Here is a 20,467-nt window from a genome sequence, read left to right as displayed (position 1 = left end):
AATGGCCATGTGACTTTTTAGCCTGAACCAGATAAACACTATTACTGACTTCAGCAATCATTAGAGATGACGTTGCTGCTGCCAACAAAACTATTAAGACGATATTATTAAGCCTGTTGTTCAATTGAAATTATACTTATATTCTATAATATAAGTCAATTAGGCAAGCTTTAAGTTCGCAACATCACTCTGTCCAAAGATTGATTATATTTAGACAAGATTCAATCTAAAATTCAACTGATAGCATATTCTTATTATCATCTGCTTACTGGTATTATTTTTGTCAATCAGTTAGGAACCTTGTCTCTGAGAACAGAAACAGTGTTTGAAGGAGATCAAAATGACCTCCCCAAAGCATCGGCTTCCTAGTCGCCTATCACATTCCACCCTTGTTCTGCTGATTTGACTTTATTGACAGCTATATTGTCAAAATATCTGGCCAATCTTTGGCATAAAAGTCGACAAGGAGGGGTTTTCTCAAAGACTTGGGAATTGAAGTAATAGATTCCATATTCTTTTCTAACAAAAATGAGATTCCGTATCTGATTTCTTAAATAATTGTCACTTACTAAATTATCTAATGAAAATTGTCTTTCAAGATCCGACCTTCTCCCTCCAGTTACTTCGAACCATAGGTGAGACATATTACAAAGGAGCAGATGTTGGGGAATGCCTTTCTACTGCATATCGTATTAAAGAAGGTGATTTTGAGAGCTGGCACGAAGAATGGCTAAAGACAGCAAAAAGAATTCATAGATTTGCAGACGAGAGTCTTGCTTTTGGACATAAAGTTAGTGCACGTGAAGCTTATCTTCGAGCTTCAAATTATTATAGAGTTGCAGAGTTTCTACTGATGGATCCAGAAGATCCAAGGATTCAAGCAACGTGGGGAGGTAGCAAAGAATGCTTTAGCAAAGCAGCCGGGCTATTTTCACCACCTTTTGAGTCAATAGAAATACCATATGAAGGAACCAGTCTACCAGGATATTTCTACAGAGTGGATGATAATAATGACAGCAGGCCTCCTAGATCGACTCTAATAGTACATGGTGGCTTTGACTCCACTGTAGAAGAACTCTATACATCTGCTGCTGCTCCTGCGTTGGAGAGAGGTTACAATTGCTTAACCTTTGAAGGTCCTGGTCAAGGCGGTGTAATACGTAAGCAAAAAATTCCGTTTAGATACGACTGGGAAAAAGTAGTGACACCTGTTGTGGAATATGCTTTGAGTAGGCCAGAAGAAATAGACCCAGAACATATCGCCCTTATGGGAATAAGCATGGGTGGATATCTAGCTGCGAGGGCTGTTGCGTTTGAACATCGCATAGCTGCTTGTATATTAAATGGTGGTGTTTTTGATGGCTATGAAGCTTTTGCATCGGGTTTTCCCAAGTCGTTACTAACAGCAATAGATAATGGGAATTCGGAATATGTTAACACTTTCCTTAATAATTTGTCTGAATCGGATCCAAATATAAGATTCAATTTGGAACATGGAATGTGGACAGCTGGCGCTAATACGCCATTTGAATTGGTCCACGGATCCAAGGATTATTCAATAAAAAATATAGCACAAAATATTAAATGTCCCACACTTGTCTTGGAAGCAGAAAAAGATGAGTCATTTCCAGGACAGCCAAAAAAAGTATTTGACGCACTAACCTGTCCAAAGAAACTTATTTTATTTACAGCTGAAGAAGGTGCTGAAGAGCATTGCCAATGTGGTGCATCGGCTTTATCTAATCAACGCATACTTGACTGGTTAGATGAGATGTTTCAAAAAAGTTGAACTAGTCAAGTGCAACCTCTTTTGTTGCATTTGCAAATTTCTTCAATCTCATCTTCTATTAGGTACTTGTATTTGCTGGTAACGTCGATGTACGAGTAGCAACATAGGGATGCCTGCGAAAAACATTATGGCCATGATTTTGAGCTGACCAAGTAGAGTAGCTAAGAATGTTCGATCCGAGTTAGGAACTTTTTCTTAAATTTTTGACCAAGGTATTTAACCTCTAAATTGGTCGTAGGTAGTTTAGCAATGCATAGTACAAACTGAACATTGTCATAAATGTGATGAAGTTAATTCAATGAAATTAATACATACGGAATATCGCAGTGACAAAGTTGGATTTACTATAAGCACCATATCATGCAGAAAAATGCTTTCGTCGAGAACATGGTCCAGAATGACTGGACGATTCATAACCTTTTTCAATACTTGATTCATTGATATAGTAAGTTGCGTATCAACTATTAAGCACAGGAATCAAGTCAAGTAGTCGCTGGCACCGTTAGTCATTTGCCATTATTGGCTTACTCATGTAGCTATGTGTGTCAGCGACTACCTATTTATTGATAAGAGAATAAGTTAATTGAAGGCCTCGTCTTTCTTCAGAAGTTGCCAGTGTGGCAACAAGAAGCCGCATGGTTAGACGGTTGCACTTGATTTGGCTGTCTTTATGTCTTCAATGATGAATCTGAGAATCTGAAATACTCGATCCCATATAATATATTGAGGCGTACTTTACATTAGTATAGGTGTTCCCATAATAACAAGCAAGAACTTGGAAGAAATGAATCAACATATAAAGTGCAAAATGTGCGGATATGAAATCATATTTAATGAGCTAATGCGCGACCTGTGTTCGTGGTGTTTTGTGGGAAGGAAAAGAGAGGATTAATCGATAAGTTAAGAGCTAATCGATAGTGTAACAATCAATTTAACCAAACAGAAGACTACACCTATGAAAATGCACATAGGCACGGACTATTAGGTAGTAGGCTGGTATATATAGATGACATAAGTGAGGGCGTTAAAGAATAGCCGGAAGTTATTGATAGCAACAGAATTTGAATTGTTGTGATATCTCTAATAGGTAGAAAGTACCTAACATTATGAATTCCACTGGCTTTACCAATAAGTATCAACAATAGCAATAAGAAAGGCGACATCAATTACTACTAAAGAGAATAGACATGTTTGACCAAGTGAGTTATGGTACTTGTTTAAAGTTTGTTATCGATGGTCAACAAATTATGGGCTTAGCCTATGAGAAGATGAAGGAAGCCAAATCTTCTATATGGATAGCAAACTACGACCTTGATCCAGATATTTGTCTTGTACGGAAGGCTGAAAATCAGCAATATGGGGTACATTCATTATATCAGTCAGAAAGATCTATTGCTAAGGATAAGAATGAGAATAAGAATAAAGAGCGTGGGTACATTAGTGACATTACCTGCGATAGCTCAGACGACAGCACTAAGAATGATTATACTCTCCAAAGTCTACTGATCGAGAAAGCAAGAGAGAAAGTGGATATCAAGATAATATTATGGGAGCCTAGACTTTTAGTCCGCAAGCTGCCAGTGTCCAAAAGAAGAGGGATAGAAGGCAGAGAGAAAAAGGCTAAATTCTTAAACCAACTTGCCAAGAATTATGGTGTTGAGAATTATCTTTCTGTTAGACTTGACAGTAAAACACCCACGCTTACCTCAGGGTTTCATGAAAAGATCATCATTATAGATAATGAAACAGCATTTTGTGGAGGACAGGATTTATCCAATGGAAAGTGGGACACAACCAGTCACAGTTTTGATAGCATTTTAAGAGATTATGGTTCACAACCTTGGCACGATGTAAATGTAATGGTTAAAGGCCCAATAGTATGGGACGTTATTTTTCACTTTAACCAACGATGGGTTCACTCTATTTTAAGGGATGATAAGTCGGTTAATGAATTAGTAAAGCCTGATTTAATTGGCGCTTATTTATTGCCCCACTCTTTCTCTCGGCCATCCACTAATATTGATAATAAAGATGAAGAAAGGATCGAAATTGTTGCTCTGCGAACCTGGAAACAGTCTTTCAACGATAAAGGTAACGATACCTATATGGACCGCAATAACAGTATCGAACATAGGAATGGGATTAGAGAATGGTATGATACTATGCTTAGAAAAGCAAAGCATGCTATTTACCTTGAAGATCAATTCCCATTCCAAGATAAAATTATAACCCGCATTCTTATCAAAAGGCTAAGAGAGGAGCCTGCCTTAAAGGTTATAACTATTGGTCCAATGGAGCCTAATCTTCCTGGATTTATTTTTGGCAAGATTTCTCATGAGAGTATTAATGATATAAACAGTAACTTGGCTGCTCTCAGAAGAGCTGGAGATGGAGAGAGAGTAAGGAATTATTCTCTAATATCGCAAGATCCTAAAGCAAATAATAAAAGAAAACAGATTTACGTTCATTCAAAAATAATGATTGTTGACGATAAGTGGATAACAGTTGGTTCAGCAAATACTGACAGAGATGGATTTGAAGCTTCTACTGAATTTGATTTAGGAATAAACTCTTCAAAACTTGCGATACAGCTTAGAGTAAAGCTGTTGACTGAGCATATTGGAATACGCCAACATGACTCTCTTGAATCCTTAGATACAAATCTAGACAATTTCAATGAAGGATTTGAACTTTTGGAAAAAGTGGCACAGGATAATGGGAGAAGAGTCCAACGGGGCGAGTTTATAAAGGGACATATTTATTATTATAATTTCCAGGAAATGAAATTCCCTCCTCCTTACCTAGGTGCAAAAGGAGGAAATAAGTTCAGATTGTTATGATTTGTTTGTAGCTTTATTATTTTGGACATTTTAGATGCAGCTAGTGCCGCTGGACAAATCTAGGTTATGATATATGTGTTGAAGGAAAGGCATTCAGCTAGATAGAGGGGACAATTCTAAAAAAATACTCATAAACTTCCAGAATCTTTATCGTACTAATTTATAGTTTAGTGTGTAAGCCGTAAAGGCTTTGAAAAGTACTCCACGCCTGATAGACATTGAGGTTACACCAATGGAATGGTATTACATAATATTTAAGAATATATTATCAAAAGGTATCTAGCATGTTAGACATAAACAGACAGCTTTGGCATTATCGTTAGGGTTACTCGCAACATTCGTGATCCCGTTATCAATAAGGGTATTTGCGCAACCCTATCAGGAAAACAGTATCTTGCAAGAAAACAGAATTTAAGTAGTCAAGAATAGAAGCAATCAGCAATTAATTAGTCACGAACGGGAGGAACAATCGATAGTGATAATCCCAATCTTCGGTAAATAATAAACAACGTGGTCATTGCGAAGGATAGATCACAAGACAAACATCATGACTACTGTTCTGTGTCCTTCTTAACCAATTTGTCAAATACTTCTAATTTTGTCCACCCCATTTGAGACTGACCATCAAGTTTATTCTATAGGGTACTGAAAAAGGTGAAGACAGTGAAGACTATAGACAATATCTACTAAATGTATAGTAACTAAAAAGTCTGAAAGTCTCACTAGTAATGGAGATATGAATGAGAACAAGTTCCGTTATCGTCTGTTAGATAGACTATACCAATTAGGATATATTGGCTTTACCTACTGATGTAATACTTCACAATCGAACAAATTATGTCAGCGCACTTATGCCAATTGGTATATGTTTGGCATCTACTTGCCACTCCCTCCCTGCCACTATAGTTATTCATGATATAATAGGACATTAACATAAGTTGTGTTTCTGTACACATTCGCAATAAAAGGTTAGGTAGATAACAAACAATGGCAACAGATTCATTTACTTCCCAAATTGAGGAGCTTACGAAACAGGACCGAAGGCTAAGAGTTTGTGGCGTTTGCGGAATAAGGTTTGAAACTGGGAGAAAGCTTAGGCAGCACAAAAATCTGGAGCATGCTTATTAGAAACGAAGCAAACGAACTAGAGCAGTCAAGCAGTCCTTATGTGGCGTGAGAGCTCTAGCTTATAATTCCAAGTTTTTAACCAGCACTAATTCATTCTTCACTAAATGCCTGGCTAATTTGCTAACACTGCTTGGATGGGTCATGATTACTCCGCAAATAATTAGGTATATTTGCGAGTGTCACAAATATTGCTATCTAATGACATAATTACAACAAAACTTGTCAAGCTGTTTTGATCGTTCTACCTATTCTTGCTGTAATTACAAGTTTCGTTGGATAGACATAATTGGTGAGAATCATGGCATTAGGATTTCCTTGGTGTATACTGGGTAGAGATATGACATATGTGGACCAAATATTGTGACTGGCCTTCTCCCCAATAGACCAGTCACGGGGGCACTGATTACGCAATTATATAATATGACTATCCTATGTGAGAATCTCACAAATAAGATAGATTTGTTGACATCTCTATATCGGATATAGATAGCTTTCATGTCTACAATTTATTATGCCCAAAAATGTTTTTGGCCAAACTATGCCAAACACGAACCCTGCTGCAGATCTGAGTCCTCCCATCGACAAATGCAAAAACAAATAGTTAACTCCCAGTTTGGAGCACGCACTAATATTTTTATCTAACTTCTAGTCTGCAATTATTTCTTAGATGTCTCACGATTCCCGTTTCCATCTTATTCTCATTAGAACTATTTTTATTGTAAGCTGCAATCCAAAACCTGCTAACAAACAAAGGATTATTCCTAATATTATGTTACGCTCCAAAATATTCATTATTGCGAACACAAGTGTCAAACCTGCATATGCAAATACAATAATAGGTAAATACCTACTAACCTTCTTTGCAACCTCAATAATTTCAACGGTCAGCTTTAGCCGATCTGAGTTAGTTTTGAGCCCACTAACCACTAACATCTGAATTCGATTCCACGATGTATAAAGTTATCCATTGCTGCTCTGGCTAGTAGAGTTCTAGAACATAGTTGGCTCCTTGGTCCCAGAAAATTGTTAAATCCAAATGCACTTTCGGTAAGCGAAATACGACCATAGCCCAAAAAATTACATTTTCTGGTCCCATACTCGTGATTGCCGTTGTAATCTTCTGTTTATCCTTTCCACTGATTAGGCTCTGTATTAAAAAATATAATCAAGTCGCACTGAAGCATGTTACTGTCAGCAATGTGGTTAAGGGCTGAAAGGTTGATCTTATGTTAGATCATCTGGCAGTTTATCGCAATTCTCATGAACTGGACACTAATGTAAAGTTAGAGGGCTAGTTTGAGGTGCGCTAACTGGTTTGCTGCCGGTAGCAAGGATATCAAATGCGTATGTTCTAGAGATACTATCGCTGATATGTGACTTACCTGTCGGTGTTACAGCTTTATACTTGAAGATCAGTGTTGCGTTAGTCACTCCAGGAGCAGTGGCTCTAAATATTTTACCTGACAAATTTGGACTAAGTATAGGTGTTTGTTCTCCAGGCTTTAGTGTGACTGTTTGAGGTTTACATGCCGCAGATACCGTCTGAGGTTCGGTCATGACATTCTTATTAAAGGTGATGGATAGAGGGGCAACGCATGTTCCATTACCAAATGTAATTGTCGCTGTAGAATTGTTAAACACAATCCCTCGAAGATTGAATGTGCTACCTACAGCTACTTTTGACGGAACAGTATGAACTCGGAAAACCTTCACACCTCTTATGTGAATAGGTGTGGTCATTTTGTTGAAAATCTTTGTGCCGCCACTACTGCTACCGCTGCTACTACTTCTCTTTGCAGCCAATGCCGCTCCACTTAATATAGGCATCGTAGTAAGTGTCAAGGTCATAGCTACAACAACGAAGAGTATCCATAACGATTTTAGATTTACCATTCTATTTATTCCCATGATATCTTTTATAATTTTATCCCTACTAATTGACTTTCAAATATACGGTCTTTTTCTCTTTTTACTAATTCGATAGCAATTTCACACTTTCTTAAATTCTTTGTCACCTAGAGGTGGATCTTTCTGCCTCTTGTCATAGTCGCGAGTATATTATTTTACTTCTTCCGAGTGAATAATATTGACTCAATTCAAACTTGTAATTCGTTGCGCCTGTTGTTGCCAGCATGATATCTTTGTATTACTTTCACCTTTACACGAGTTCATTCACTCTTTGGCAATTGTTTTATAGAATGGAAAGCTCGTATCAAATTACTATACTTTGTGTTGCCAACCTTTATTGACATGCCTTCATATTCTCCAATACTGATTTTAAAGGTAGGCGAACCAGCACCGCCCATCGCTTTACCTGTATTGCCCATTGCTGTTGGTAGGTTCTTCATCAAATCCTCTTGTGACGTGAAGGATATCATGTTTGGTCCAAATGGATTGAATTGCGGTCATCTATCGACGCCCGGTTTGAATTTATTAGGATTAGAAAATGCAACATATGAATCCAGGGCCGTCCAGCTCAAATACACCTTGAATCCAAGAGGCTTTCAATACGTGACATGATGGATACTTATTGTCCACCCAGTCCAATGAATATGAGCGCATTCTGTTAGACTAGACTAGCATATATAGAAAATCACAGAACCGGTCCTATAAATCAGTTTGAGATTAATATCGTGCAGCTCGCTAATCTCATATTTGACGATCGAATAAAAGTAAAAATCAAACTGCTAGTCAACCATTTACTTCACTATCACTTCCCCCAACATCGTTGGATGAAGAGTACAATAGTATTGTATAGCGCCGGACGTGCCGAACATGTGAGTAAATGTTTTTCCAGGAGCCATAATCCCAGAGTCAAACCCGTTAGCAGGAGTATTGCCAGAAGGATTTCCTTGAGTGACTGTGTGGCCAGTGTTATCGCTATTTGTCCACGTGACATTCGTTCCTACATGAACGGTAAGCGGTGAAGGATTGTATGGCTCTGTAGCACTCGGATTAGATGCACCTTTGACTATTGAAACTTCAGCTGATTTGGCTTGGCCCAAGGCGTCACATGCCAAGGCAAGGACAGGAAACAATAGTCCTATTGCTAACAGTGAACTAAAGCAGACAGCGGTCAGTTGATAGGCATTCAGTTTTTGTAGCATGCAAAGGTGTAATAGATTATCTTAGATAAATCTAACTATTCAGAGCCGAATAGAAGATATTACTAACATGTCCTTTTATTTATCATGTACAATAGGAAATTTATGAAGCCGTATGGAGTTTTCGGCCTAATTTTAGTTTGAAATTGTTCTGCCAATAGTAACCTGATTTGGGCAACACAGATTAGGAGATCAAGCTATCTTCATACTATGTACCTCCCACGGTAGAGATTACTCAACTTTGATTGAAAATGATATATTTGCCCATGCACAATATCTTTTTAGGACTGATTATAATAACACTATTAACAATGATTTGTATATAAACTGGACAGTGCCTCGAATAAATCTAGCAGTTGCCAAGCAAGAAAAATAAGCAGGATACTGCTTACTTTGCACTTGAATCAGATTCCCAAATGGCGAAGTTGTTCTTTTCTGTATCTTGACATAGCACAAAATGACCCATGCCCGGTACTGCATGCTTAGGACTTAGTACATTTCCTCCAAGATCTCTTACTTTAGATGAATAGTTGTCCACTGACGTCACATTGATATAATTAGTAATTTGCTGTTCTGGCATTTGTCTTTTCATAAGTCCTCCACCTACTGCTTTGTTTCCTTTATCGTCTAGTGTTGACACAATCCAATAATCTATTGGTTGACCTGTAGCTGCCGAAGTTAGCTGATTTTCATTATTACCAGAGAACTTTTCAATTTTCCAACCAAATAAGCCATTATAGAACTTCTTCGCTCTTTCGATATCGTCTGATGGTATTTCAAAATGAACTATTGTAGACAATTTGTACTATCCTGTTTCAAGGCGATATAAATTACATGGTTGACATGATTAGCACGGGCAACTATTTATTCTTGGCACTAAATTGAGTGGTCCACATCATAAACATCCCCATTGGATGATGTTCGTATTATACTTTGTCAATCTCTGGAATTAGAGTTATTAAGAATATTAAGCTAAGTTACTTAGCCCAGATTCGAAGATTGTAGCGTACCATCCGCTGATAAAATGCTATCACTTTTGAAAAATATGAATTATAGGATTGATTTATTGTATTTGATTCTCTAGAACAACCTAAAAATCGGCAATTCGTAATTCGTAATATTGCTGCATGTGTAGGCTTGATATAAGTAGACGAGTAGCACAGATGACACCAGTATTAGCAACATTTAGTCTGTTGATCCAAGCTGGGAGTTGACTGCTATCTAGAGCGCTGTTTCAATAGCCAATATTTAGCCAATACTAGTATCTAGACTTACCCTAAAGTGATCACAGGTTTTTGTTTATTGGTATATTGTATCATAGAACCTTAGGCAGTTTATAAGTATATAGACTTAGCTATTACCGTTCTCTATGCATAACGATTCGGTATCACAAATTAATGGACATTTACAATTGTATCTAGAAATCTAAATGTAGTAAAATGTTATGACCACTCCCAATAAATAGAATCAGCTATTTCTACAAACGAATGGGTGAGGTGTGTGTTGATTCCAGCTTTATTCAATCATGCTTTATGTAAACCAAAAATCCAACTTATATCTGAAAACAACAGGACGAATGAATTGAGGTATGAGCCTTGAATTCAACTGAATATAACACGCAATGTCCTGTCTGCCATCCTAGTCTGTTATATGGCTATAATCGAGTGCAGCAGCTAGCAATTGAAATAGCACACCTTACTAACAACCATCTTCTAGCAGACGGATTTGCAATAGCGTATATCTACATTGCTGCAATACTACTTGGATTCAATCTTCCACAAGATTTCCCTAATCCGACAAGCATAAGTGAGGTCATAATTAGGAATAGATGCAAAGAGATTTTGACTAGTTACAGAATTATAATAAAAGTCAAACCAGTCATAGCCGAAGTGGGCCGGTGATAAATAAAAGATCATATCGATAAGTGGGTAATTCATCCTAAGACGAGTTAGCGGCAGACATGTTTGAGATTTGTAGAGTAAACCGAGTTTAACTGGTAACGGTATATTATCCTGCAGGAGATAACAATTAGGGCAGTAAAGGAGTATTAGTTATAATACTTTACAGCATCCAATTAATGCTAAAGATCTAAAAATATAGCAATTTCATTTACCAAAAACAGACGCAGTTTGTACTTGTTAGCCAATGCTATTAAAAATTCAAGATTCGTAAAAAGATATTCATAATACTAGACGATTAGAAACCGACGAACCAGAAATGGTAACAAAAGCAGCTGTCTATAAAATTGATGCAGCCAGACTAGATAATCATACAAGAATGAATTTAATAAACAATATGATATTATGGATATGGAGGAAGCAGTAACAAGAATGACTGAAAAAGGTTGTATACAAGATAAGTTAGAAAGTGAATCATGTTACTCCGGCACGTTAGATAGAGAATTACTAGAGCTAGACTATCAACCTCATATAGATCAAACAACAACTACTAGCAAATATAATTCACAGTGTTATAAATACGGATTAAATTCGGTTCATGACAATATGGGTGAAGAACTTTTAAGGCCACATGTTACACCCAAGCACTACTTTGGCAAGATTAGTTCAGACAATGATAGCACTGGTAATACCCACAGTCATACTACTAACCATTCGATTGAATGCGAGTTAAATGGTTTTGAGAAATTGCAGAAATGGCATTCCATGATTATTAGGCCGGTTGCTGGATACATTTCTTCGAGTCCTACCCTAACAATTTACAATATATGCACACTGTTGGGCTTACCAGAGAAAGTAGCAAAGCTATCTCTCTTGATCTATCAAGAGTTTAAGCGTAGAAGTGGAGCGATAGTAGTGGATAGATCTACTTTAGCTCTGGTCGTTGCAGCGATATATTTGGTTTGTATGAGGTTATCAATGCCATACAAAATAGAAGAAATCTTGGATAAAGCTGTTGTCCACCGCTTGAATAATAAAACTGCTTGCATGATATTGGCATACGACTATTGTAAAGTTTTGCTGATACAGAACGTACTAGATTATGTTATTTCTAATCATGCGATATACAGCTTCCAAGTAGGTGAGCAGAACAAATCATGGCAGTATAATTTATTACATGATATTGAAGAAAATTTACTCAAATTAAAAGTGCGAAATAAATCATCATCGCACATACTACCAAAACCAAGCTACATTTTGAGAATCCACGCAAAAGGCAAAAAGCAGATAACAGGAGAACTTCGAGGTAAATCTAAAGAGGAGCTTTGCGCCATAGGTGTAATTGCAGACTATTATCGTAAAGCAAACAAAAAAATACATGACTGTACCATCATACAAAAAGTTACAACAAGATCCATATTTTCTCATAAATAAAATGTATAGCTATGAACCAATAGTTAAAATGATAAAACACGAAAAGGGCCTCGAATGCGGCTCATGTAGCAAGATAAATCGAGACCTAAGTCAGATAATATATCATCTAAATGACGACCACAATATGAATTACCAACAAATTGCAGACCATCTTGAGGACATTGGCTTATAATAATTATCCCTTCGTTAACCCAAACATCAATCATGGCATGAATCCAAATGTGGCTGATACCGGCAGGCCTGTCGCTTCCATTGAAGTAGACGAAATCGTGCGAATAAAAATTAAGATGGACAAAAACAATGTTGAGAGAGGGATCAAAAAATATACTTTGATGACGTCTTATTATGATGCTGATGTGGAATCACCTCCCAATTTTCCACCAACCTCTTTTGGCATATTTGGGTCTTAAATTATCTTGCGAAGGTCTTTTCTATTAATGCACAATCCTAGCTTGTTAATTCTATAAAACCATTTGATATCTATAGGACCGATTACAGCAGCCGGTTTAGTACATCCTGTCAACACCCACCTATTCAAAACCTCATTACTGCTAAAGCATATGTGACCTTTATCTTGTCTAGTCGAAGTTCAAATAAGGCACATGTTCTAACCTATCACTGATAAGTTCACAAATAACTTTATCAACTTTGTGAGTTAAACATTACTGACAGTACAAATATGATATCTGGTTCCTGTGGATTTCTTTAATATCGAAAGTCATTTCATGCTAGTCATGGTAATCCTAGAATATCTCTTCTGAACTTTCCAAGCGCAGGATAGCGATTGTACAGTTTTATTCTATTAATAGAAAGCCCCTTTTTTCGTTCATAAGGTGAAACGAATTTGCTCTCCTGATGATATGTTGTTGTGTTGTTCTCAAAAACTAACTTTCTGCCTTTTTCGAACAGACGCTGTCCGAATTCTATGTCCTCATAGCCATAATTTCCATTAAATTCTTCATCCCATAATCCAATATCTAACGCGTCATCGCGCCAATATGCTACATTTCCTCCATGAAAACAATTGCTTGGAAAAGGGTGAATCTTTAGTTGCTTAAGTTCTGGAATTCTTTTGTCTTTGCGAGAACATACGGCATTATTTGAAATACTTTGGATCTCTGGAAGCGATGAGATCATGCGGAAGTCAGGAGTAATGTCTAAGAGTTCGATTTTGCTAGCTTCTACAAATTTCCTAAGTCCGATTGTCGCAATTTTAGAAGAGTTATGAAACCAAACCATGTGCGAATCTAAAAAGCTTGGGGGACATATCATATCAGAGTCAAGAGAGATAATAACATCACCTCGAGCAGCATATATCCCAGCGTTTCTAGGGCTAGATGGCCCGAAGCCAGTATTGGAGAGTGTCACCAATTTTATGTCGATCTCTTTTTTGACTTGCTTCGTGATCAATCTTGCGTCAGCATGGTTGGCATCGGCTGCTATAATGACTTCAAATCGATCCTTTGGATAGGTTTGTTGAGTCAGGCTCTTAATGGTTCTTGCAAGTATGTCATATCCTTCGTGAAAGGGAATAACCACGCTAGCAGATAACTCATGATTACGTTTTTCTGTTTTTACCTTATGCGCTACATCTGAGTAGTCATTAATTAATCCCAACTACAAATACCCTGCGATATGCAACTGTAATTTGGTACGAATATCTATAAACTTTTACGTTGAAGTTCCACGTTTGATAATATTAAAGGAAATCCATCCTATCATGTAACTACCATAGCTCAATCAACAATTTAGGGACATGTTCAAAATAAACAGATAAAAATATTGAAATTCTAGCACTTCCTAGCTGCTAGATTCAATTTCAGTATAAAGGACTACTGAAAATTACAGAATTTGAGAAAATTTCATAACATATTCACTTTATTTTATGTTCAATTTTCATGGTATTGCCGTGATATGAATAACCAATCTTTTTATAGAATGGAACGTTCTCATCTGAACAATCCAATACTGTTCTTACGCACCGCATCGCCACTGCTTGCTCTGTGGCATAATTTACAAGCTTAAAACCAATACCCTTCCTCTGATATCCAGCCCTTACTGCCACATCTTCGACGTGTCCTACTCTCCCACCACCGAAGATGAATTTAGGCTCTACAAGCAGAGTGGTTGTTCCTATTACTAGACCCCTTTCCCGGCCCTCTTGAGTAACCGCAACGAATATCTTGTGTAATGGATTTGATCTTATCTCCTTTAATATCATCTTAGCCGCAGGCATAGTGAGCCCTCCGACTGGAGCTAGATTCTCTAACACCTCTAATAATCTACCAGCTTCGATATCGTTTTCTTCTATTTCACGTATCATATATTCTAAAGAGGGTTTAGACATATTCTAACATCACCCAAAGATCGGTTGATTACCACAGAGGTGCTACAAGACCCCGGTATATGAAATAATCATCAAAACAGATGCTAATAACAAGAAAATTGCGGTAAGAAAGATTTCTCAATTTCATCGTGAAAAATGTTTACACTATCAAGAATTTTGGAAGGTGAAGAATAGAAGAAAATATGTTCATAAAAGGGAAGAAGCAGAGTAAACAGGCAGCAGGTAGCAATTACTGGACCTACATCAAAACGTTTTTTTGGGGCCTTTACAAGAAAGAAGTAGAAAATGACTAATCAGTCAATTCTAAACAATCTAGCGGTTATTACGTTGCATGATGCCGCTCCTGCATTATCAAAACGCATTTTTGAATATATGGATGAGTTTGAGAATTTGGGGATAAAATACAATGTAGGACTTGTTCCGTTTTACCATCATACTGAAGATCTTCCAAGGTTTCCGGAATTTATGGATAAACTAAAATCTTATAAACGATGCGAAATAGTTTTACACGGCCTTTATCATGAAGATAGAAATGGTCAAATGGACGATTTCCACACCAAGCCAAAAGCGACTACAGAAGAAGAATTGAGGGCAGCTCTGGAGATACTTGAACAAGTAGGAATAAAGACTAGTGTATTTATACCACCACAATGGAAATTAAGCAAAAGTTCTATTGAAGTATTGGAAAAATTAAGATTTACTTTAGCAGAAATGCAGGAAGAATATTTTCTACTTTCCCACAAACCGTTCAAGGAAATCAAAGTTCCTAAGGTTCTAAGTTGGGACGTAACCGGACACCCTGATCAGAATGTCGTAAGGATCCCCACTGAGGAAGGACGTTTCAGGCGCTTAGATGAAACCCAAGAACATAAAATGATCAGAATCGCACCTCATCCACGTGACCCACATAGAGCTTTGAAGGATCAAGTTGAGATGATAAGTGAACTAAAAGATCAAGGCTATATAATCACGCCGTATAGTGATCTAGCACAGAGATTGCGAGATGCCCCATTTTCTATTATCTGATATTCGAATCCTGACAAAAAGACAACTACAAGATCCACCCCAGTCTGCTCCGGCGCATTAGGTAAGGTGCGCAAAGAATGTACAAAATAGTTTGATGCAGTTCGTGATGTTGTGATTCATGTTCTACACCATATTTCATCCGATAATGAAAAGCTATGGTAAGAAGATGAAGTTGGTTTGAAAAGATGACAAATAGTTGTCTTGTAAGAGAATAGTAACAATGCACTGTTTAATAAAATCTAAATTAAAAAGAGAAGACACAGCACTTTGGTATGCATCAACTCTGGAGTCGCCTGATACACTATCCAGAATTCCCATATGCATAAGGGTAAGTAGAACTGATTGGATGTATTTTTACAATTCATTATGGATTTTGACTATGATCTGCGATTTTATTTTGAATAACAACATCAGCCAAGATTTCCCCTTTTCTGTCTCGATTATTTGTAGAAAAAGATAGCTATTCCTTCTTTTCTGTTATGAATGGTTTCCAGATTTTGGAGGTTCTGGTACAGGCAGTCCCACATAATGAAACTGATTTAAACTATAAGGATGGTGATAAGAATAGAATATGTGCGACTTCATTGGTTATGAATTGAAAGATAGGCTGCGAATGAAGAAAGCTGTTGAAGAGCAGGGATTAAAAGAAGAATTAGAGTTTGAGAAGGCAGAAGAAAAGCCTATTACTGTTAACAGATAATAAAGAGAAGCTGAAAACAAACCTAATAATGGCAATAACCGTCTTCATATTTTATTAACACTATAGGATTTCTCAACTTTTTAGACACGCATCAATAAACAATTCAAACGACATACAACGGCTGTCTCTTATTTAGAGACATGAATAAAATGAATAAATACTACCACCAACAAGGGACATAGATAAAGTATAGCCAGCAAAACTGACACAACAACAGCAGAAAACTTACATAATATGAAATGTCAGAACAATTTTAATACAGAGGAGATCTAGCATATCGTATTGACTTCTAGTTCCCGCAGTACTGAATTATCATCACCTGAAACTCTGGTTTCTGCCATCTCCTTATTAAAATTTCCATTCCAACTTGAGAGGGATCAGATTGAGGCGGTTGATGCATGGATAGCAAATAACTATCGAGGTTCGATAATATACAGTACAGGCACTGGTAAAACAGAAATAGCATTTGAATGTGCAAAAAGAGCATGCGAATCGCTGGTACATAATAATAAACCATTCAACATCTTATTTCTAGTTCCTAGAATAGTACTAGTACAACAGAATATTAACAGGTTAATAAGGTATGGTATTCCAGAAGAAAGAATAGGGGCATATTTTGGAGAACGTAAGGAAGTACGAGAAATAACCATAAGTACCTATCAAAGCGCAATTAGCAATCTTGCTCTAATTAACAAATCCAAGATGACCATTTTCGATGAAGTACACCTTGTAAGCGACACTGCAACAACATTAAGAAAAATATTTAATTTTACAAGACCGGCAGATCATAAAAAGCCGATGTTAGGATTAACTGCAACAATAGATGAACAAGATTCTAGGTACAGTACTATTTTGACGTTACTACCGCCAGTCAAAAGGTATATGATAAAAGACGCTGTCAAAGACAAAAGACTAGCAAAACCAGTTGTTATTCCAATAAAGGTTGATTTAACATCTGATGAACGGAAGGTCTATCATGAATGCTCTACTAAAATCAGAAATATCTCTAGCTATCTTCATACCTCAGATCCTAAATCGATAACCTTGCTGTTGAGAAAGGGAGGACATACTGCCGGATTAGCAAGAGCATGGTTTGCAAATGTTAAGGAGAGGAAGCATCTGATTAATTGCGCAGAAAATAAGCTGCTAGCAGCATTAGATATCTTAGCTACAAGACATCTGCATGAAAGAGTCATGGTATTTAGTGAGACCATAGAATCAATACAAATGCTGAAGGAACTGCTAAAGACTAAAGGAATAAATTCTATGCTTATCGACAGCAAACTAAAATCTAAAGATAGGCAAAAAATACTATCACAATGGGGTAAAGACTTCTTCCCATTACTTTCAGTACATACATTAGAAATAGGATATGATGTGCCGGAAGTTAGAATCGCTATCATATTGGCCAGTACATCTAACATGAACCAGATAATACAAAGAATAGGCAGAATATTAAGGAAGACTTCAGGGAAAGATGTGGCATTGATATATACCGTATATCTATCATACACTCATGATTTCAACACTCTAAAAATGGTTAGACAAGCAACGGATATAGAACATGAAATTAAAGACCCAAGAGTATCTAGTAGCAATCTAGACATGTATATCATCTAATTTAATTTTCAATTCAGCAAACTCTCCGATATTAATACCAAGATACTAAATTGATATCATCTGGGCTTTTTTGATGGACATCGGATATTGACACAAAACTCCCATTGCCGTTTTGTTTGGCGTCCATAGAAAGCCTCGGCTATAGGCCAAGAACATTGAGTACATATTTTTCCTGAAGCTTTTATTGATCCTTTCTGCGGCAATGGGGCAGTTGCTTTACACATACCGGTAGAATAATTAGAACATCCAACGAATCTCTTTCTTGTAGTGGCAGATCTTATCATTATGAGTTTTCCATTATTGCATTGTGGACATGTCCCCAATGAAATCTGCTGTTGTTGATTCTGACTAGATAATACTGCATCAGTAATTTGTTTACCTATCTCAACTTCCTTTTCCTTGAAGGTAAGCATTACTCCTTTTAAATGATCTACAGCGCTTTCGATTACAGCGGTACTTTTGGATTTGCCTAATTCGATTTCTTCTAGCTGTCCTTCCATATTCCTGGTAAGGTCTGTAGATACTATAGTTGGCACATATTTACGCATAGATTGAATTATTTGTATCCCGACTTGTGTAGCTTTGATTCCCTTTTTCCCCCCATTAGTGTTTAAAGTTGTGGCTGAGGTAGTATAACTAATGTAGTTTCTTTTGAACAACGTGCTCATTACCTCGGACCTGGTAGCTTTAGTTCCGATCTCTTCTTTCTCCATTTTCTCAAGCAGACTAGCTTGGTTGAATCTGGGTGGTGGTTGAGTAAACTTTTTATCAATACTTACAGCGATATTTTTCAATATGTCATTCTCCAAAAGCTTAGGCAGTTCAATATTAACAATCTTAGAATATGGCTTATAAATTTGAATCCACCCCTCATAAAGCATTTTATTCCCTTCAGCTGTGAAGATGTGCTCACCATTAACATGAATCATGACTGTTGTATGCAGACTTGTTGCTGGATCGGCGAAAGTTGCAAGAAATCTTTTAATTATGAGATCCAGTAGCTTGAGATCAGAATTATCAAGTTTGCCTTTAGGCTTCTCCCCCGTAGGATAAATTGCTGGGTGCGCAGGATCGATTTTGAATCCTTCATTGGGGACCAGACGATCTCTTGCTAGTAAAGAGGAAGCGAGATTAACATAAGGATAACCGAGTTGTGAAACGTTTGAGATGATTTTCTTGTAGTTTAATGACATGGGGAGCTTTTGACTAGATGTCCTAGGATATGAAATAAGTGCAGCTATGTAGAGCCTCTGTGCAATTGATAAAGTGTAGCTTGGAGAGAATTTAAATACTCTGTAGGCTTCCTTCTGCAGATCGCCCAGATTGAAGGGAGTTGGGGGCTTGTGTATGACTTTTTGTTTTTCGACTTTCATAATCTTTCCGTATCGGTTTGTACATGCATTAACAATCGATGTAGCCTCAGATAATGTTCTAATTTTTGACTTATAATAGCTGGCTTGAATTACTTGGCCATTCTTTTCAAATTCAGCTAATATAGTCCAGTAAGGTTCAGGGATATGCCGCTTTATCTCCACCTCTCTGTCAACTACAAAGGCAAGTGTTGGACCCTGCACTCTGCCTATAGAGAGGTTTCGATACCTTTTGCCATTGTTACTGACCTTAAAAGACTGTGTAAGGGCTCGTGAGAAGTTAATTCCATAAATAAAATCAATCATATGACGTGATTTGCCAGCTTCCGCCATCCCTGTAATAGGTTTTAATAAATTATCAAATGAGCTTCTTATTTCTTCATCGGTCATAGTTGAAAACTTGGCCCTAAGTGAATTTTCGTATTTATTATTACATGCATATTGAAGGATATTATAACCAATTACTTCGCCTTCCAAGTCATAGTCACAAGCATGAACAAACTTTGCGGCTTTTTGTGAAAGTGTGGATATTGTGTCGATGATCTGTCGTCCTCTTGCATTTCCTTTGATTGGAGTCCATTTAACGTCAAATACTGGGTATGTACTCCTTTTTCCTTTAGCATCAACCAATCCATACAAATGACCCATGGCGTAGCATACAATAAAATGCTGGTTATTCCTGCCTGTAATGGAGAAAAAGGATGGCCTTCCCAATTTTCTTCCAGGGGTAATCATCTTAAAATTTGAAGTGGCAATGGCTTGCGCTACTCTTCTTGCAGCGTCACGCTTTTCGCAGACTACAAGTGTATAGGGTAAGGCTAATACATATAATGTTGACAAGAATGCATAATTATGAGTATATTTTATCTTACTTATAACTGATAAATAAATGACATGTTAGCATGCTTTGACAGGTACAACATTCCAGCGTGTGAAGAATGCGATTAATATCTGCTCTCGTAGTAGTTGACAATTTTTCGCCTGATCAGTGCCTCAGATTCCTTTGTGTTGTTTCTAAGGTAATGTATAAGAATTCAATATAACTTTTATTCCAAGGAGTAACAATAATCCTTTTTATATACTGTCCCGACAAAAATTCAAGATAAAAAGGAGTTCAAGTTTATACCTCTACTCTACTCGACCTTTATTGTTTTACCCTTTGGCTTTGAAGCTTCTTTCAATTTTATCTTGAGTTCTAGTATCCCGTTTGT

The 20,467-nt window shown here is 37.1% G+C and carries 17 protein-coding genes; 9 read left to right on the top strand and 8 right to left on the bottom strand.

Annotation, left to right across the window (positions count from 1 at the left end; genetic code table 11):
• Nucleotides 1-580: 580 nt before the first annotated feature.
• The 3 genes from DYY65_RS06795 to DYY65_RS06785 all read left to right on the top strand — a co-directional run bounded on the left by DYY65_RS06795 (nucleotide 581) and on the right by DYY65_RS06785 (nucleotide 5,757).
• The gene (locus DYY65_RS06795) at nucleotides 581-1,789 is read left to right on the top strand and encodes an alpha/beta hydrolase family protein (RefSeq protein WP_162477223.1); all 1,209 of its coding nucleotides are present in this window, start codon (nucleotides 581-583) and stop codon (nucleotides 1,787-1,789) included.
• Nucleotides 1,790-2,976: 1,187 nt separating this feature from the next.
• Nucleotides 2,977-4,629 (top strand): phospholipase D-like domain-containing protein, encoded by a 1,653-nt coding sequence (locus tag DYY65_RS06790; protein ID WP_162477222.1) that lies wholly within the window; start codon nucleotides 2,977-2,979, stop codon nucleotides 4,627-4,629.
• A 987-nt stretch (nucleotides 4,630-5,616) separates the two neighbouring features.
• Nucleotides 5,617-5,757 (top strand): hypothetical protein, encoded by a 141-nt coding sequence (locus tag DYY65_RS06785; protein ID WP_162477221.1) that lies wholly within the window; start codon nucleotides 5,617-5,619, stop codon nucleotides 5,755-5,757.
• Nucleotides 5,758-6,429: 672 nt separating this feature from the next.
• Here the strand turns inward: DYY65_RS06785 and DYY65_RS06780 are convergent.
• The 5 genes from DYY65_RS06780 to DYY65_RS06760 form a co-directional block, all read right to left on the bottom strand.
• A complete protein-coding gene (locus DYY65_RS06780; RefSeq protein ID WP_162477220.1) occupies nucleotides 6,430-6,690 on the bottom strand; it encodes a hypothetical protein in 261 nt (86 codons plus the stop codon).
• Between the two features lie 339 nt (nucleotides 6,691-7,029).
• Nucleotides 7,030-7,665 carry a hypothetical protein gene (locus tag DYY65_RS06775; protein WP_201449381.1) on the bottom strand — a complete coding sequence of 212 codons (636 nt, stop codon included), beginning with the start codon at nucleotides 7,663-7,665 and terminating at the stop codon, nucleotides 7,030-7,032.
• Nucleotides 7,666-7,925: 260 nt separating this feature from the next.
• Nucleotides 7,926-8,105 (bottom strand): hypothetical protein, encoded by a 180-nt coding sequence (locus DYY65_RS06770; RefSeq protein WP_201449380.1) that lies wholly within the window; start codon nucleotides 8,103-8,105, stop codon nucleotides 7,926-7,928.
• Nucleotides 8,106-8,456: 351 nt separating this feature from the next.
• On the bottom strand, nucleotides 8,457-8,864 hold the full coding sequence (locus tag DYY65_RS06765) for a cupredoxin domain-containing protein (protein ID WP_162477217.1): 408 nt from the start codon (nucleotides 8,862-8,864) through the stop codon (nucleotides 8,457-8,459).
• A 385-nt stretch (nucleotides 8,865-9,249) separates the two neighbouring features.
• The gene (locus tag DYY65_RS06760) at nucleotides 9,250-9,660 is read right to left on the bottom strand and encodes a VOC family protein (protein ID WP_162477216.1); all 411 of its coding nucleotides are present in this window, start codon (nucleotides 9,658-9,660) and stop codon (nucleotides 9,250-9,252) included.
• Nucleotides 9,661-10,456: 796 nt separating this feature from the next.
• Here DYY65_RS06760 and DYY65_RS06755 point away from each other — a divergent pair.
• The 3 genes from DYY65_RS06755 to DYY65_RS06745 all read left to right on the top strand — a co-directional run bounded on the left by DYY65_RS06755 (nucleotide 10,457) and on the right by DYY65_RS06745 (nucleotide 12,603).
• On the top strand, nucleotides 10,457-10,762 hold the full coding sequence (locus DYY65_RS06755) for a hypothetical protein (RefSeq protein ID WP_162477215.1): 306 nt from the start codon (nucleotides 10,457-10,459) through the stop codon (nucleotides 10,760-10,762).
• A gap of 429 nt (nucleotides 10,763-11,191) precedes the next feature.
• A complete protein-coding gene (locus DYY65_RS06750) occupies nucleotides 11,192-12,193 on the top strand; it encodes a cyclin family protein (protein ID WP_162477214.1) in 1,002 nt (333 codons plus the stop codon).
• Between the two features lie 161 nt (nucleotides 12,194-12,354).
• Nucleotides 12,355-12,603, top strand: a complete 249-nt coding sequence (locus DYY65_RS06745; protein WP_162477213.1) for a hypothetical protein — start codon at nucleotides 12,355-12,357, stop codon at nucleotides 12,601-12,603.
• A gap of 322 nt (nucleotides 12,604-12,925) precedes the next feature.
• On the opposite strand, the gene DYY65_RS06740 is transcribed toward DYY65_RS06745, so the two are convergent.
• Entirely contained in the window at nucleotides 12,926-13,810 is an 885-nt protein-coding gene (locus DYY65_RS06740; RefSeq protein WP_162477212.1) for a glycosyltransferase family 2 protein, read from the bottom strand.
• A gap of 256 nt (nucleotides 13,811-14,066) precedes the next feature.
• Nucleotides 14,067-14,540: a GNAT family N-acetyltransferase gene (locus DYY65_RS06735; protein WP_162477211.1), complete on the bottom strand. Its 474-nt coding sequence runs from the start codon at nucleotides 14,538-14,540 to the stop codon at nucleotides 14,067-14,069.
• A gap of 285 nt (nucleotides 14,541-14,825) precedes the next feature.
• On the opposite strand from DYY65_RS06735, the gene DYY65_RS06730 reads away from it, so the two are divergent.
• From DYY65_RS06730 to DYY65_RS06725, 3 genes are all read left to right on the top strand, one after another.
• Nucleotides 14,826-15,566, top strand: coding sequence for a DUF2334 domain-containing protein (locus DYY65_RS06730; protein ID WP_162477210.1), 741 nt, complete (start codon nucleotides 14,826-14,828; stop codon nucleotides 15,564-15,566).
• A gap of 571 nt (nucleotides 15,567-16,137) precedes the next feature.
• Nucleotides 16,138-16,266: a hypothetical protein gene (locus DYY65_RS12705; RefSeq protein WP_255457482.1), complete on the top strand. Its 129-nt coding sequence runs from the start codon at nucleotides 16,138-16,140 to the stop codon at nucleotides 16,264-16,266.
• 282 nt (nucleotides 16,267-16,548) lie between these two features.
• Nucleotides 16,549-17,886, top strand: coding sequence for a DEAD/DEAH box helicase (locus DYY65_RS06725; protein ID WP_162477209.1), 1,338 nt, complete (start codon nucleotides 16,549-16,551; stop codon nucleotides 17,884-17,886).
• Nucleotides 17,887-17,942: 56 nt separating this feature from the next.
• On the opposite strand, the gene topA is transcribed toward DYY65_RS06725, so the two are convergent.
• The gene (gene topA, locus DYY65_RS06720; protein WP_162477208.1) at nucleotides 17,943-20,096 is read right to left on the bottom strand and encodes a DNA topoisomerase I; all 2,154 of its coding nucleotides are present in this window, start codon (nucleotides 20,094-20,096) and stop codon (nucleotides 17,943-17,945) included.
• Between the last annotated feature and the right edge of the window lie 371 nt (nucleotides 20,097-20,467).

It is taken from the genome of Nitrososphaera sp. AFS, from assembly GCF_009898475.1.
GTDB lineage: Archaea > Thermoproteota > Nitrososphaeria > Nitrososphaerales > Nitrososphaeraceae > Nitrosopolaris.
Note: the sequence above shows the minus strand (reverse complement) of the source record. Positions and strands in the feature narration are given on the sequence as shown.

What these genes read in the sequence shown, in the direction of transcription:
- DYY65_RS06785 (WP_162477221.1), top strand. Translation starts at nt 5,617, where the DNA reads ATGGCAACAGATTCATTTACTTCCCAAATTGAGGAGCTTACGAAACAG.
- DYY65_RS06795 (WP_162477223.1), top strand. Translation starts at nt 581, where the DNA reads ATGAAAATTGTCTTTCAAGATCCGACCTTCTCCCTCCAGTTACTTCGA.
- DYY65_RS06735 (WP_162477211.1), bottom strand. Translation starts at nt 14,540, where the DNA reads ATGTCTAAACCCTCTTTAGAATATATGATACGTGAAATAGAAGAAAAC.
- DYY65_RS06765 (WP_162477217.1), bottom strand. Translation starts at nt 8,864, where the DNA reads ATGCTACAAAAACTGAATGCCTATCAACTGACCGCTGTCTGCTTTAGT.
- DYY65_RS06780 (WP_162477220.1), bottom strand. Translation starts at nt 6,690, where the DNA reads ATGTTAGTGGTTAGTGGGCTCAAAACTAACTCAGATCGGCTAAAGCTG.
- DYY65_RS06730 (WP_162477210.1), top strand. Translation starts at nt 14,826, where the DNA reads ATGACTAATCAGTCAATTCTAAACAATCTAGCGGTTATTACGTTGCAT.
- DYY65_RS06775 (WP_201449381.1), bottom strand. Translation starts at nt 7,665, where the DNA reads ATGGGAATAAATAGAATGGTAAATCTAAAATCGTTATGGATACTCTTC.
- DYY65_RS12705 (WP_255457482.1), top strand. Translation starts at nt 16,138, where the DNA reads ATGTGCGACTTCATTGGTTATGAATTGAAAGATAGGCTGCGAATGAAG.
- DYY65_RS06770 (WP_201449380.1), bottom strand. Translation starts at nt 8,105, where the DNA reads ATGAAGAACCTACCAACAGCAATGGGCAATACAGGTAAAGCGATGGGC.
- DYY65_RS06790 (WP_162477222.1), top strand. Translation starts at nt 2,977, where the DNA reads ATGTTTGACCAAGTGAGTTATGGTACTTGTTTAAAGTTTGTTATCGAT.
- DYY65_RS06750 (WP_162477214.1), top strand. Translation starts at nt 11,192, where the DNA reads ATGACTGAAAAAGGTTGTATACAAGATAAGTTAGAAAGTGAATCATGT.